General features: G+C 71.0%; 15 protein-coding genes. 7 read left to right on the top strand and 8 right to left on the bottom strand.

Translation table 11 applies throughout. The features are described 5' to 3' along the window. Nucleotides 1-41: 41 nt before the first annotated feature. Nucleotides 42-503, bottom strand: a complete 462-nt coding sequence (gene dut, locus LRG07_RS06440) for a dUTP diphosphatase (RefSeq protein ID WP_238642005.1) — start codon at nt 501-503, stop codon at nt 42-44. Beyond that, entirely contained in the window at nt 493-1725 is a 1233-nt protein-coding gene (coaBC, locus tag LRG07_RS06435) for a bifunctional phosphopantothenoylcysteine decarboxylase/phosphopantothenate--cysteine ligase CoaBC (RefSeq protein WP_201173239.1), read from the bottom strand. The genes dut and coaBC overlap by 11 nt, the downstream gene beginning before the upstream one ends. A gap of 130 nt (nt 1726-1855) precedes the next feature. Here coaBC and LRG07_RS06430 point away from each other — a divergent pair, with 130 nt between their 5' ends. Continuing rightward, nucleotides 1856-2245: a hypothetical protein gene (locus tag LRG07_RS06430; RefSeq protein WP_201173241.1), complete on the top strand. Its 390-nt coding sequence runs from the start codon at nt 1856-1858 to the stop codon at nt 2243-2245. Nucleotides 2246-2321: 76 nt separating this feature from the next. Beyond that, nucleotides 2322-2996, top strand: coding sequence for a DNA repair protein RadC (gene radC / locus LRG07_RS06425; protein WP_201173243.1), 675 nt, complete (start codon nt 2322-2324; stop codon nt 2994-2996). Nucleotides 2997-3043: 47 nt separating this feature from the next. Here radC and rpoH read toward each other — a convergent pair whose 3' ends face one another. From rpoH to ftsY, 4 genes are all read right to left on the bottom strand, one after another. Then, the gene (gene rpoH, locus LRG07_RS06420) at nt 3044-3907 is read right to left on the bottom strand and encodes an RNA polymerase sigma factor RpoH (protein ID WP_201173245.1); all 864 of its coding nucleotides are present in this window, start codon (nt 3905-3907) and stop codon (nt 3044-3046) included. A 163-nt stretch (nt 3908-4070) separates the two neighbouring features. Then, nucleotides 4071-5117, bottom strand: a complete 1047-nt coding sequence (gene ftsX / locus LRG07_RS06415) for a permease-like cell division protein FtsX (protein WP_201241823.1) — start codon at nt 5115-5117, stop codon at nt 4071-4073. Continuing rightward, nucleotides 5117-5797 (bottom strand): cell division ATP-binding protein FtsE, encoded by a 681-nt coding sequence (ftsE, locus tag LRG07_RS06410; RefSeq protein WP_201173249.1) that lies wholly within the window; start codon nt 5795-5797, stop codon nt 5117-5119. Before ftsE ends, ftsX begins: the two co-directional genes overlap by 1 nt. Then, nucleotides 5794-6741 carry a signal recognition particle-docking protein FtsY gene (gene ftsY / locus LRG07_RS06405; protein ID WP_201173251.1) on the bottom strand — a complete coding sequence of 316 codons (948 nt, stop codon included), beginning with the start codon at nt 6739-6741 and terminating at the stop codon, nt 5794-5796. The genes ftsE and ftsY overlap by 4 nt, the downstream gene beginning before the upstream one ends. A 127-nt stretch (nt 6742-6868) precedes the next feature. Between ftsY and LRG07_RS06400 the strand changes: the two genes are divergently transcribed. The 5 genes from LRG07_RS06400 to LRG07_RS06380 are packed head-to-tail and all read left to right on the top strand — an operon-like array spanning nt 6869 to nt 11052. Then, nucleotides 6869-8200, top strand: coding sequence for a pitrilysin family protein (locus tag LRG07_RS06400; protein ID WP_238642004.1), 1332 nt, complete (start codon nt 6869-6871; stop codon nt 8198-8200). Then, nucleotides 8200-9555, top strand: coding sequence for a pitrilysin family protein (locus LRG07_RS06395; protein ID WP_238642003.1), 1356 nt, complete (start codon nt 8200-8202; stop codon nt 9553-9555). The genes LRG07_RS06400 and LRG07_RS06395 overlap by 1 nt, the downstream gene beginning before the upstream one ends. After that, the gene (gene rsmD / locus LRG07_RS06390; protein ID WP_201173270.1) at nt 9552-10139 is read left to right on the top strand and encodes a 16S rRNA (guanine(966)-N(2))-methyltransferase RsmD; all 588 of its coding nucleotides are present in this window, start codon (nt 9552-9554) and stop codon (nt 10137-10139) included. The genes LRG07_RS06395 and rsmD overlap by 4 nt, the downstream gene beginning before the upstream one ends. Nucleotides 10140-10149: 10 nt before the next feature. Further along, complete coding sequence (gene coaD, locus LRG07_RS06385; protein WP_201173285.1) at nt 10150-10644, top strand: pantetheine-phosphate adenylyltransferase; 495 nt, start codon at nt 10150-10152, stop codon at nt 10642-10644. Between the two features lie 27 nt (nt 10645-10671). Then, on the top strand, nt 10672-11052 hold the full coding sequence (locus LRG07_RS06380; RefSeq protein WP_201173288.1) for a hypothetical protein: 381 nt from the start codon (nt 10672-10674) through the stop codon (nt 11050-11052). 6 nt (nt 11053-11058) lie between these two features. Here the strand turns inward: LRG07_RS06380 and mutM are convergent, their stop codons facing one another. Both mutM and LRG07_RS06370 read right to left on the bottom strand, forming a co-directional pair. Further along, a complete protein-coding gene (gene mutM / locus LRG07_RS06375; RefSeq protein ID WP_201173298.1) occupies nt 11059-11871 on the bottom strand; it encodes a bifunctional DNA-formamidopyrimidine glycosylase/DNA-(apurinic or apyrimidinic site) lyase in 813 nt (270 codons plus the stop codon). An 18-nt stretch (nt 11872-11889) separates the two neighbouring features. Further along, nucleotides 11890-13161, bottom strand: coding sequence for an EAL and HDOD domain-containing protein (locus LRG07_RS06370; RefSeq protein WP_201173300.1), 1272 nt, complete (start codon nt 13159-13161; stop codon nt 11890-11892). Between the last annotated feature and the right edge of the window lie 61 nt (nt 13162-13222).

Here is a 13222-nt window from a genome sequence, read left to right as displayed (position 1 = left end):
GCGCCTCCTTGTCATCGTCATCCTGCGGGGATGCCCCCGCGTCATAGCGTACCGCTGTGGCCGAAGCCACCCTCACCTCGCTCGGTGGTGGCGGAAAAGCCCGAGACGTAATCCAGCGTAACCTGCACCACCGGCTGGAAGAGCAGCTGCGCGATGCGCTCCCCCGGCGTGATCGTATACGGCTCGGTCCCGTCGTGGGCAAGGATCACCCCGATCTCCCCATGGTAGTCGGAATCGATGACCCCGATACCCTGGGCCACACGCAGACCGTGCTTGAGCGATAGCCCCGAGCGCGAGGCCACGACGCCGACCAGGCCCGGGTCGTGGATGTTCACGGCCAGCCCGGTGCCGATCAGCTGCCGCCCGCCCGGCTCGAGCACCAACGGCTCGGACAGGCAGGCGCGCAGATCGATGGCCGCCGAACCGTCGGTGGCGTAATCGGGCAGCGGGATCTCGCTGCCGAGGCGTGCGTCGACGATGCGTGCTTCGATCTTACGGTGCATGGGTGCTCCTCGCTGCCTCCGCGAACCCGGCGCGCTCGGCCACGATCTGCAGCAGCTCCCGGGCAAGGGCCGTCTTGGGCTGCTCGGCCAGGGCGACGCCGCCGTCGGGCCAGAGGACTTCCAGGGCGTTGTGGTCGGTATCGAACCCCTGCCCCGGACCGACGCGGTTGGCGGCGATCAGGTCGAGGTCCTTGTTGTTGAGCTTACGCCGGGCGTATTCAGCAACGCGCTCGGTCTCCGCGGCAAACCCCACCACGAAGGGGCGCGGCCTGCGCGCCGCCACGGCGCGCAGGGTATCCGGCGTCGGCTCCAGGGCCAGGGTCAGCGCGTCACCGCCTTTCTTGATCTTCTCGGGCGCCTCGTGCTCGGGCCGGTAGTCGCTCACCGCAGCGGCGGCGATGAAGCAGTCCGCCTCGTCGATCCGGCCGAGCACAGCGTCGTACATCTGCCCGGCGCGTTCGACATCGATACGCTCCACGCCCGGCGGCGTGGCCAGGGCGGCGGGCCCGGCAACCAGGATCACCCGGGCTCCAGCCTCGCGGGCGGCCGCCGCCAGCGCGAAGCCCATCCGCCCGGAGCTGCGGTTGGTCAGGTAGCGCACCGGATCCAGGGGCTCGCGGGTCGGGCCGGCGGTGATCAACACGGTGCGCCCGGCCCACGCGCCCCCCGGGGCACCGCCGGCATCGAGCAACGCCGCGGCGATGCGCGCCGGATCGGACATGCGCCCCTCGCCGAACTCACCGCAGGCCTGCTCGCCGTACTCGGGGCCGATGCACGCCACGCCCCGGCGATGCAGCACCGCCAGGTTCTCGCGGGTCGGCACCGCCTCCCACATGACGTTGTTCATGGCCGGGGCCACGGTGATCGGCGCACGGGTGGCCAGGCACAGCGCCGCCGGCAGGTCGTCTGCCCGCCCCTGAGCTAGTCGCGCCAGGAAATCGGCGGTGGCCGGCGCGACGACGATGCGATCGGGCCAGCGCGCCAGCTCGATGTGGCCCATGGCCGCCTCGGCCTCCGCGTCGAGCAGATCCGTGTGGACGCGCTGACCGGAAAGGGCCTGAAAGGTCAGCGGCGTGATGAAGCGCTGCGCGGCGGCGGTCATCGCCACACGCACTTCGGCGCCGCCGCGGCGCAGTTCGCGGACCAACTCGGCGGCCTTGTAAGCGGCGATCCCGCCGCTCACCACGAGCAGGATGCGGATGGTTCGGCTCGGCAAAGACATACGCGTATTGTCGCAGATCCGTGCAGCCAGCGCGCTACTGCGCTACACCGCTAGCGGGCGGGGTTGAATCCCGACCCGCATTCTATAGTGTCATCCCAGTGGGGACAGGGGATTAACCCGAGGAGGCACCATGAGTCGAGAGCACGCGCACGCTGAGCAGACCCAACACGACGACCATTCACCGGAGGTCGGCACCGCGCCCGCACAAGGGCAGGAGGCCGAAGGCAGCGCCCTGGGGCGAATGTTCGGGGCGACGGACGAGAACGCCTTCGACAGCTACGAGGAACTGGATGCCCACATCAAGCGCACGGAGTCCGCGGCGATGGTGCGCCTGATCGGCGCACCGGCGGCGGCCATGGTGGTCCTGCTGGGCCTGCATCTGGTCGGCGCCCACCAGCTGGCCATCGCCCTGGCCTTCCCGGTGCTTTTCATCGTGGCGATCTTCATGATGACGGCCAACATCAACCGCTACCAGGCGCGGCGCCTCAAGCGCGTACGCGACAACTGGGCAGCGGAATAGCCGCGGGGGCGTCGCCGCGCCGCGGCGGCGCCCGCCGACAATTCGTTCACACGACGCCGCCAGGGAGGGCAGTGTCATGTCGATCCGTTCGTGGCCGCGGGACGAGCGGCCCCGCGAGCGGCTCATCCAGCGCGGACCCCAGGCGCTTTCGGATGCGGAGCTGCTCGCCATTTTCCTGCGCACCGGGCGCCGCGGCCAGTCCGCGGTGGAGCTGGCCCGCGAGCTGCTCGCTGCGTTCAGCGGCCTGCGCGGCCTGCTCGAGGCCGATCGCGAGACCTTCGCCGCCCGGCCCGGACTGGGCGACGCCAAGTACGCGCAGATGCAGGCGGCCTTGGAGATCGCCCGGCGCCACTTGGGCCAAGCGTTACAGCGTGGCCCCACCCTCAGCAGCCCGGCGCAGACGCGCACCTACCTCACCGCACTGCTGCGCGACCACCCCAGCGAGGTCTTCGGCGGGCTGTTCCTGGACAACCGCCACCGGGTGATCGGCTACGAGGAACTCTTCCGCGGGACCATCGACGGCGCCAGCGTCTATCCGCGCGAGCTGGTGCGACGCGCCCTGGCCCATAACGCGGCAGCGGTGATCGTCGCCCACAACCACCCCTCGGGCGTCGCCGAGCCGAGCGCGGCGGACGAAGCCCTGACGCACCGCCTGCGCGAGGCCCTGGGACTGGTGGACGTCCGTCTACTGGATCACTTCGTGGTAGGGGACGGCGAGCCGGTCTCCCTCGCCGAGCGGGGTGTGCTTTAGCGGATGGACGAGGTGCCGCGGGGCGGGAGGCTCCGGAGCTCGACGGCTCAGGCGCTGACCGCCCCGCGCAGCTTGCCGATGGCGTTCTTTTCGAGCTGACGGATGCGCTCGGCGGACACGCCGTAGTGGTCGGCCAGTTCCTGCAGGGTCTGGCGCTCCTCCTCCAGCCAGCGGGCACGCAGGATGTGCCGGCTGCGCTCGTCGAGCTGCGCCAGCGCCTGATGCAGGGTGTCGTCCTGGTGGGTCCCCCAGTCGCTGCTCTCGACCACCTCGGCCGGGTCGAAGCGGCGGTCCTCCAGGTAGGCCACCGGGGCACGCACCTGCTCCTCCTCGTCCTCGGAGACCAGCGGGTCGAAGCCGAGGTCCTGCCCCGAGAGGCGCGACTCCATCTCGAGGACCGTCTCCGGCTGCACGCCGAGATCACGGGCCACCGCATTGACCTCGTCGCGGTTCATCCAGCCCAGCCGCTTCTTGGCACCGCGCAGGTTGAAGAACAGCTTGCGCTGCGCCTTGGTGGTGGCCACCTTGACGATGCGCCAGTTGCGCAGGATGAACTCGTGGATCTCGGCCCGGATCCAGTGGACCGCGAAGGAGACCAGGCGGACACCGACGTCCGGATCGAAGCGCTTGACGGCCTTCATCAGGCCAATGTTGCCCTCCTGGATCAGGTCGCCGAGGGCCAATCCGTAGCCCCGGTAACCCCGGGCCACGTGGACGACGAAGCGAAGGTGCGAGAGCACCAGCTGCCGCGCTGCTTCGAGATCCCCTTCGTACTGGCAGCGCCGCGCCAGCTCGTACTCCTCGTCGGCATCAAGCACCGGGATCTGGCTCACCGCCTGGATGTACGCGTCTTCGCTGCTCGTCGGCAGCGGCAGATTCGCGTTACCCGCCGTAACCAGTGCCGTGCTCATACGCGCCTTCTCCTCCAACCTGACCGAGTCTCCTCTTTTGTTTTGCCGGGTTTCGCTGCCCGCACCATTTTTGGGGCAACTGGGGTCGGGACCGGAGGATTTCAAGGGACGGCCCCGCGACCGGATGCCGCATATTATAAAGCATTCAGCGGGCCATGACGATTCACCGCGGTTCGATGGCGCTCAGGTGGCGGGCCACGGCGGTCCACGCCCCCAGTACGCCGAGGACGGCGCCGCCGAGCAGCAGGAGCAGGCCGTTGGCCAGCCCCAGCCCACTGAGGGTGAACTCGGTGCCGTAGGCGGCCGCCAGCCGGCTGGCCGGCCCGGCCAGGGCCCAACGACCGAGTTCGGTGAGCACCCAGGCCAGCACCCCGCCGAGCACTCCGTAGCCGAGGCCCTCGTAGAGGAACGGCCGGCGCACGAAACCGTCCCCCCCGCCGATGAGCTTGATGATCTCGATCTCGTGGCGCCGGCTCTCGATGGTGAGGCGGATGGTGTTGCCGATGACCAGGATCACCGCCAGCGCCAGCAGCACCCCGACCGACCAGAGCGCCCGCTCGGCCAGGGTCATCATGGCGTGCAGACGCTCCACCCACTCCTGGTCGAGGCGCATGCGCACCACGGCCGGGTCGTCGGCCAGCGACTCGGCCAGCTCGGCCACCGCCCCGGGATCGAGGCCGCGGTCAGCGGTCACCACGAGCACCGGCGGTAGCGGGTTCTCGTCAAGCAACTCCAGCGCGGCATCGAAGTCGGTGCCGGCCCGAAACTCCTCCAGCGCCGCATCCGGTGTCACCGGCTCCACGCCGGTCACGCCCGAGCGTTCGGCCGCCGCCTCGGCCTGCTCACGCAGAGTCTCCGGCCCGGCATCGCGGGCCAGGAAAAGCGAGATCTGCGGCGCCCCGTCTTCCCAGCCGCCGGCCACGCGCTCGGCATTTTCCAGACTGAGCATGAAGGCCGCCGGCAGCGCCAGGGCGATCCCCACCACGGCGCTGGTCAGCAGGCTGTGCAGGGGCGCCCCCTGGGTCCGCTGCAGCGCCGCCGTCAACGCCTGAGCATGGCGAAACAGATAGAGCAAGGGGCCCGCCAGCAGCTGTGCGCCGGCACCGGCGTCACTGCGCCGGCTGGCACGCACCGCCTTGCGCTGCGCGCGTGCCTCGGCCCGGCTCTGGCGACGCCGGGGCGTCGCCCCGCGCTCTGGACGACGCGCCATCAGGCTGCCTCGCGGGCCGGCCGGTCACCGACCAGCTCGCCCTGGCGCAGGGTCAGGGTGCGGCGGCCGAGGCGCTCGACCAGCTCCAGGTCGTGGCTGGCGATCAGCACCGTGGTGCCGATGCTCACGAACGAGGTAAACAACCGCATGATCTCCTCGGAGAGTCCCGGGTCCAAATTGCCGGTGGGCTCGTCGGCCAGCAGCACCGGGGGCCGGTTGACCACCGCGCGGGCGATGCCCACCCGCTGCTGTTCGCCACCGGAGAGGGCTTCAGGAGCGCTCGACTCCTTGTGCAGGAGGCCGACCTTATCCAGGGCCGCCCGGACCCGGCGCGCCGCCTCGCGGCGGGGCACGCCCGCGATCTCCAGGGGCAGGGCGACGTTGCCGAAGACGCTGCGGTCGGCCAACAGACGGTGATCCTGAAAGGTGACCCCGACCCGCTGGCGCAGCAGCGGGATCCTGCGCCGGGGCAGCTGGCCCACATCGACGCCGGCGACCACCACCCGTCCTCCGCTGGGCTGCTCCAGGCGGGGGATCAGGCGCAGCAAGGTGCTCTTGCCAGCGCCGGAGTGACCGGTGATGAAGACCAGCTCCCCCTGCCCGATCTCCAGGCTGACGCCGCGCAAGCCGTCCTGGCCAGCGCGCGGGTAGCGCTTGCTGACCCGGTCGAAGTGGATCATTCCGCGGTCAGCGCCTCCGCAAAATCGGCCGCGCGGAAGGTGCGCAGGTCCTCAACCCTCTCGCCGACGCCGATATAGCGCACCGGCACCTGCAGCCGCTCGGCCAGCGCCAGCAGCACGCCACCGCGGGCGGTACCGTCCAGCTTGGTCACGGCCAGGCCGGTGACATCCACCGCCCGGCCGAACTGCTCGGCCTGGGCCAGGGCGTTCTGGCCATTCCCGCCGTCGAGGACCAACAGGGTCTCGTGGGGCGCCTCATTGTCCTGACGGCCGAGCACGCGGCGGATCTTGCGCAGCTCCTCCATCAGGTTGTCCTGGGTGTGCAGGCGACCGGCGGTGTCGGCGATGAGCACATCCACACCCCGGGCCCGCGCCGCCTGGTGGGCGTCGTAGACCACGGAGGCCGGATCCGAGCCGGTGGGCTGGGCGATGACCGGGCAGCCAACCCGCTCGCCCCACTGCTGGAGCTGATCCACCGCAGCAGCCCGGAAGGTATCCCCGGCGGCGACCATCACCGACTGCCCCTCGCTCTGGAAGCGGGCCGCCAGCTTGCCGATGGTGGTGGTCTTGCCGGCGCCGTTGACCCCGACCGTGAGGATGACGTAAGGGCGCTTGGCCGGATCGACCTGCAGCGGCTGCTCCACCGGCTGAAGCACCTTGACGATCTCGCCGCGCAGGGCCTCGAGCACCGTCTCGCCGGAGCCACCCGCGGAGCCGCCGAGGCGCTCGACCAGCCCATCGAGCACCTTCTGCGTCGCCTCCATGCCCACGTCGGCCTGGAGCAGCCGCATCTCGAGTTCCTCGAGCAGTTCGTCGTCGAGTTCACGGCGGCCGACGAACAGCGTCGCAAGCCCTTCGGTGAGCCCGCTGCGGGTGCGCCGCAGCCCGTTGCGCAGCCGCCCCATCAACCCGGGGCGCTTCTCGGTCTTCTCGCTTTCGCTCATGGCCTTCGGCACGATTGTGGTCTCAGGGATGCCGCGGGGTTCGATGGGCAACGGCCGCCCGCGACTTGTGCTGTCGGGTATCCTACCATTGGATCGGAACCCGGCGGCGACCCGACCCAGAGGAGCCATGGCCCTGCACAGACTGCTCACCACCCTCCTACTCTTCGGCCTGGCGTCCGCCGCGGCGGCGGACCGGATCCACCACCACGAGCTGGACAACGGCCTGACCGTCCTTGTTCAGGAGGACCACCGCGGCGGCGTGGTCGCCTCGATGCTCTGGTATCACGTCGGCTCCGGACACGAGCATCGACCGATCACCGGCATCTCCCACGCCGTCGAACACATGATGTTCAAGGGCACTGAGGTGCGCGGGACCGGCGAGTTTGCACGTCTAATCGCCCGCGAGGGCGGGCGGACCAACGCCTTCACCGCCCGCGACTTCACCGGTTACTTCCAGCTGCTGGCCGCCGACCGCCTGGAACTGGCCATGGAGCTCGAGGCCGAGCGCATGCACCGGCTGGTCTTCGACCCTGAGGAGTTCCAGCGCGAGATGCAGGTCATCCATGAGGAGCGCCGCCAGCGCGTGGACGACCCGCCCGAGGCCCGGGCCTTCGAGCGCTTCACCGCCACCGCGCACATGGCCAGCCCGTATCGCCACCCGATCATCGGCTGGCGCAAAGACCTGGAACGCCTGCGTCTCGAGGAGCTCGAGGCCTGGTATCAGCGTTGGTACACGCCGGGCAACGCCACCCTGGTGGTGGTCGGTGCCGTGGAACCCGAGCGGGTCTTCGAGCTGGCCGAGCGCCACTTCGGCGCGGTCCCCGCGGGCGAGGTCGAGCCGCCGCCGGAAGGGCGCGAGATCGCGACCGGCCCCGGTGAGCGGCGCATCGAGGTGCGCTTCGAGGATGCCCGCGTGCCGCTGCTCTTCCTCGGCTACAACGTCCCCTCGCTGGCCACGGCGGCCGAGCCCAGCGACGCCTACGCCCTGCTGCTCGCCGCCGAGCTGCTCGATGGCGGACGCTCCGCCCGGCTGCCCGAGGAACTGGTGCGCGGCCCCGGCCTGGCGACCAGCGCCTCAGTCGGCTACTCCCCGGTAGCACGCCTCGACACGCTGTTCTCGCTGGTGGCGAGGCCGTCCGAGGGCCACGACCTGGACGAGCTGGAATCCGCCCTGCGCGAGCAGGTTCGCCGGCTCCGCGACGATCCGGTGGAGGACTCGGAACTCGAGCGCGCCATCACCCGCCTGCTCGCGGCCGAGGTCTACGCCCAAGACGCCCCCATGGGGCGCGCCCAGCGCCTGGGCCGAGTGGCCAGCACCGGGATCGGCTGGGAGGAGGCGCAGCGCTTCGAGGAGCGGGTGCGCGCGGTCACGCCGGAGGACATCCAGCGCGTCGCCCGCACCTACCTGGAACCGGAACGGCTCACCGTGGGCCGCCTGCTGCCCGGCGAGGAGGAGTGATGCGTCTGTTGTGCCGATTGCGCGCCGCTGCCGCGGCCGCCACCACCCTACTGGCCGTGACCGCGCAGGCCGAGCCGTTCGGACCTGAGGTGCAACGCTGGGACGGCCGCGAGGGGGCTGCCGTCTACTTCATCGAAGCCCGCGAACTCCCGATGGTGGACGTCCGGGTGATCCTTGACGCCGGCAGTGCCCGCGACCGCGGCACACCGGGCCTGGCCGGGCTCACCGCGCGCACCCTGAACCAGGGGGCCGGCGACATGGACGCCGGCGAACTGGCCCGCCGCCTGGAGGATGTCGGCGCGCGGCTGAACACCTCCGCCGGCCGCCACCAGGCCGAGGTCCATCTGCGCAGCCTCTCCGAAAGCGCTGCCCTGGACGCCTCAACGGAGCTGCTCGAGCAAGTGCTCGGCGCGCCGAGCTTCGACGACGCCGCCGTCGAGCGGGAGCGCAGGCGCATGCAGCAGGCCCTGCGGGCCGAGCGGCAGTCGGCCTCGCGCATCGCCCTGCGCTCGCTCTACGCGGCCATGTACGGCGATCACCCCTACGCCACTCCGGCCTCGGGCACCGAGGCGGGGCTGGACAGCCTGGACGCGGCGCGCGTGGCGGCCTTCCACGCGGAGCACTACGTCGCCGCCAACGCCAGCGTTGCCATCGTTGGTGATCTCGACCGCGAGGAGGCCGAAGCGCTGGCCGCCCGGCTCCTCGGCGCCATGGAGGCCGGCGAACCCGCGCCCTCGCTACCCGCCCCCCCGAGCGAGCCGAAAGAGACGGAGGTCCGCATCGACTTCCCCGCCTCGCAGACCGCGCTGATGATGGGCCTGCCCGCCATCGCCCGCGGCGAGGAGGAGCTGGAGTACCCGCTGCGGGTTGCCAATCACGTCCTCGGCGGCGGGGGCCTGGTCTCGCGGCTCTACCAGAGCATGCGCGAAGAGCGCGGCCTCTCCTACGCCTCTTCCTCGAGTCTCAACATCATGCCGCAGCGTGGCCCGTGGCTGATCCGTTCCACCGTCGAGGCTGGCCGCAGCGAGGAGGCCCTGGAGGTGCTGCGCGGGGAGATCGAGCGCCTGGCCCGGGACGGGCTGGACAGCGAGGAGATCGACGCGGCGGTGCGCCATCTAACCGGCGCCTTCCCGCTGAGCGTGGCGAACAACTCGGCCCTGGCCGGGCAGCTCAGCGTCCTGGCGGCCAACCGCCTGCCCGCCGATCACCTGGCGCGCTACATCCCGCGCATGGAGGCCGTCGATGAGCAGGCAATCCGCCGGGCCCTGGACGAGCGGCTGGACCTGGCGCGGATGGTCACCGTCCTGGTCGGCCCGGGGGTGGAGGACGCCGACGTGGAGATGGATCCGCCGTGAGCCGCCGACGCGGGAGCGAGCTGCGCATCATCGCCGGGCAGTGGCGGGGCCGACGCCTTCCGATCCCGGCCCAGGCCGGGGTCCGGCCGACCGGCGACCGGGTCCGCGAGACGCTGTTCAACTGGCTCGCGCCGATGCTGCCGGGGGCGCGCTGCTTGGACCTGTTCGCCGGCACCGGGGCACTGGGCCTGGAGGCGTTGTCGCGTGGCGCCGCCGAGGTGGTCCTGGTCGAGCGTGACCGGCGCATCGCCGACGGCTTGCGGGGCAACCTCACCACCCTGGCGGCGACGGGCGCCCGCATCGAGGTGGCCGACGGCGCCGACTACCTGCAGGGGCCTCCTGCAGCGCCCTTTGAGATCGTCTTCCTGGATCCGCCCTACGGCAGCGGGCTTCTGGAGGTGTGTTGCCAGCGGCTAGCCACGGCGGGATGGCTGACGCCCGGGGCGCAGATCTATATTGAAGACGATCGGAATGCGCCGACACCGGAACTGCCCGCCAGCTGGTCCGTGCACCGGGAAGGCCAGGCCGGACGCTGCCGCTTTCGGCTGCTGCGCGCGGACGGAACCAACCGAGATGAGGACTGAGGAGCCATTGATGGGCGTAACCGCCATCTACCCGGGGACCTTCGACCCGATCACCCACGGGCACACCGATCTGATCCAGCGCGGGGCGCGACTGTTCGACCGCCTGATCGTCGGCGTTGCCGCCAACCCCAGCCCCTCGAAGACCCCCACCTTCGCCGTGGAGGAACGCCTGGAGCTGGCCCGCACCGCGTTGGCCGGCGTCGACAATGTCCAGGTGGAGGCCTTCACCTCCCTGCTGGTGGACTTCGTAGCGCACCACGAGGCACAAGTCATCGTCCGGGGCCTGCGGGCCGTCTCCGATTTCGAATACGAGTTCCAGCTGGCAAGCATGAACCGCCAGCTGCGCGCCGACGTCGAGACTGTCTTCCTCACCCCGGCGGAGCAGTACGCGTTCATCTCCTCGAGCCTGGTCCGTGAGGTCGCCGCCCTGGGCGGCGATGTCTCGCGCTTCGTCCACCCGGCCGTGGCGGAGGCGCTGCGCCTGCGCGTCCGCCGCGTTCCCTGACCCGCACCCCGCGAAAAGGAGGGCGCCATGGCCTGGTCGTGGTTCAAGCCGCTGGTCTACGACAACAGCGTGCTCGAGGCGGCACAGCTGCTGCAGATCTCCGAGTACGACTTCTTCGCCCTCGCCCACTGGCACCAGTTCCGGCGCATTGCCAGGCGCGAGGACCTGGACCGTCTCTTCGGGCTGTACATGCGCGACCAGGACCGCACCCCACCGTGGGCGCGGGAACTGGCCCGGGAGATCATCGCCCGGGCCGACGAAGGGACCCTCGACCCACGGGACTACGGCGTCCGGGCCCCGGTCCCCAAGCTCGACGACCTGTTCCGGATGCTGCGCGACGTGTTCATCATCCTGCTGTTCATGACCCTGTTCGCCATCGGCCTGTGGCTGGGGCAGCCGGCGCTCTGAGCACGCTCAGCGCTGGCAGCGGGGGCAAAACCAGGTCCCGCGCTGCGCCACCCGGAGCTGGCGCAGCGCACTGGCGCAGGACGGGCAGCTGGAGCCGCCGTAGACCGACAGATCGACGGCGAAATACCCCGGCCGCCCCGCGCCGTCGGTGAAGTCGCGCAGGGTGGTGCCACCGGCCGCCAGCGCCGCCTCCAGAACCTCCCGCACGGCCCCGGCCAGGCGCTCGTACCGCACCCGCGCGATGCGCCCGGCGGCGCGATCCGGGCGGATCCCGGCACGAAAGAGCGCCTCGTTGGCGTAGATGTTCCCGACCCCGACCACCACGGTGGCATCCATCAGGAAGGCCTTCACCGCCACCCGGCGCCCCCGGGCGGCGCGGTGCAGATACGCGCCGTCGAACGCCGGCCCCAACGGTTCGGGCCCCAGGCGGGAGAGCAGCCGATGGGCCTCGGGGTCGCCCTCGCCGAGGAGCAGGCAGCCGAAACGCCGCGGGTCGGTCAGCCGCAGGGCGCGGCCGTCGTCGAGCACCAGATCGACGTGGTCATGCCGCCCGGGCGCATCGGTCGCCGCCACCAAGCGCAGGCTCCCGGACATGCCCAAGTGCAGCAGCAGCCAGGCGCCACCGGCGAGGCGGATGAGCAGGTACTTGGCGCGGCGTTCCAGGGCCACCACCGGCTCGCCGGCAACAGCGGCCTCCAGCCCGGCCGGGACGGGATAGCGCAACCGCGGCTGGCGCACCACGACGCGCTGCAGCGCCCGTCCGACCAGGTGCTCCTCCAGGCCACGGCGGATGGTCTCCACCTCGGGCAGCTCAGGCACGCGGCGTCCCCACCCGAATCACGACGACGACGGCGAGCCGCGCCGCCGCGGCGGGAGTCGATCGGCGCGCTCGGCCCGGGAGAGATGGGCCAGCCAGGCCCACTGGGCGTCCGCCCAGCGCAGCGCCTCGAGGTAGTGGTGATTGACCTGCAGCGGCTCGATACCGCTTCCGGCCAGGCGCTCCCAGTCGCCGCGCTCTTGGGCCAGCACCGCCGCGAGGATGCCGCCGTAAGGGCCTTCAAGCTCGAGCAGAGCCTGACGCACCTCGGTGCTCAGCGGCAACTCGGCACAGATGACCGACAGCGGCGCATCGAGCACCGCATCGAGCCCCGAGAACAGACCGATGGTGAACGCCGCTCCGGGGTCCGAGCCACCGTGGCGGTGCCGGACGAGCTGCTCGCAGGTGCGCGCACGCACCAGTAGGGCCACGATGCGCTCGGAGGGTTGATCGCCGTAGGAGGTCATGGCCAGCAGCACGGCCCAGTTGGCCAGCTGCCGCCGCCCCAGATAGAGCACGGCGGCACGGATGCTGTCGATATCCCGCGTGGGGAACAGCGGCGAGGCCAGGTAACGCAGGATCTTGTACGACAGCGAGACGTCCTGGCCGATGATCCGCTCGATCTCGCGGACATCCAGCTCCGGGCGCTGCAGCGAGGCGATCAGGCGCAGCAATGGCAGGCGGTTGTGCGGCACCGAGCGCCGCGAGAGGGTCGACGGCCGCGACAGGAAGAAGCCCTGGAAGTAATCGAACCCCGCGGCGCGGCAGAGCTCCATAACCTCCCGGCTCTCGATCTTCTCGGCGAGCAGGGCGGGCACCCCCTGGCGCTGCAGAGTCCGAGCGTGGCGGACGATCTCCTGCGGCGCCATACCGAGCACGTCCACCTTGACCATGTCCACGCAGGGCAGCAGGCGCTCCCGCCCCGAGCCGTCGAGCAAATAGTCGTCCAGGGCAATGCGGTAGCCCTGCCGTGACAGCCGGCACAGCGCCCCCCTCAGCTCGGCGTCCGGCTCAATGTCCTCCAGGACCTCAAGGACCACCTCGTGCTGCGGGAACGGGACGGGCTGCTGCAGGAGGAATCGTCGGGTGAGGTTGAGATACGCCGGCTGCCCGCCGGTGACCGCGCGGAGCCCGATCTCCATGAAGGCGTTGAGGATGACCGTGGCGGTGGCGGCGTCGCCGTCGACAAAACGGGCCGAGTCCTCGCGCCCGCCGCGGTAGAGGAGTTCGTAGCCGCAGACTCGCAGTTCGCGGTCGAACACCGGCTGACGAGCCAGGAAGACCTCCGACATGGCAGGGGCTCTCCACGATGCAGCGTTGGGGGGCTGGCTGCAAGGGTCTTCGAGCCAGGCG

Source organism: Halorhodospira sp. 9622 (genome assembly GCF_022228025.1).
Classification (GTDB): domain Bacteria; phylum Pseudomonadota; class Gammaproteobacteria; order Nitrococcales; family Halorhodospiraceae; genus Halorhodospira; species Halorhodospira halophila_A.
Note: the sequence above shows the minus strand (reverse complement) of the source record. Positions and strands in the feature narration are given on the sequence as shown.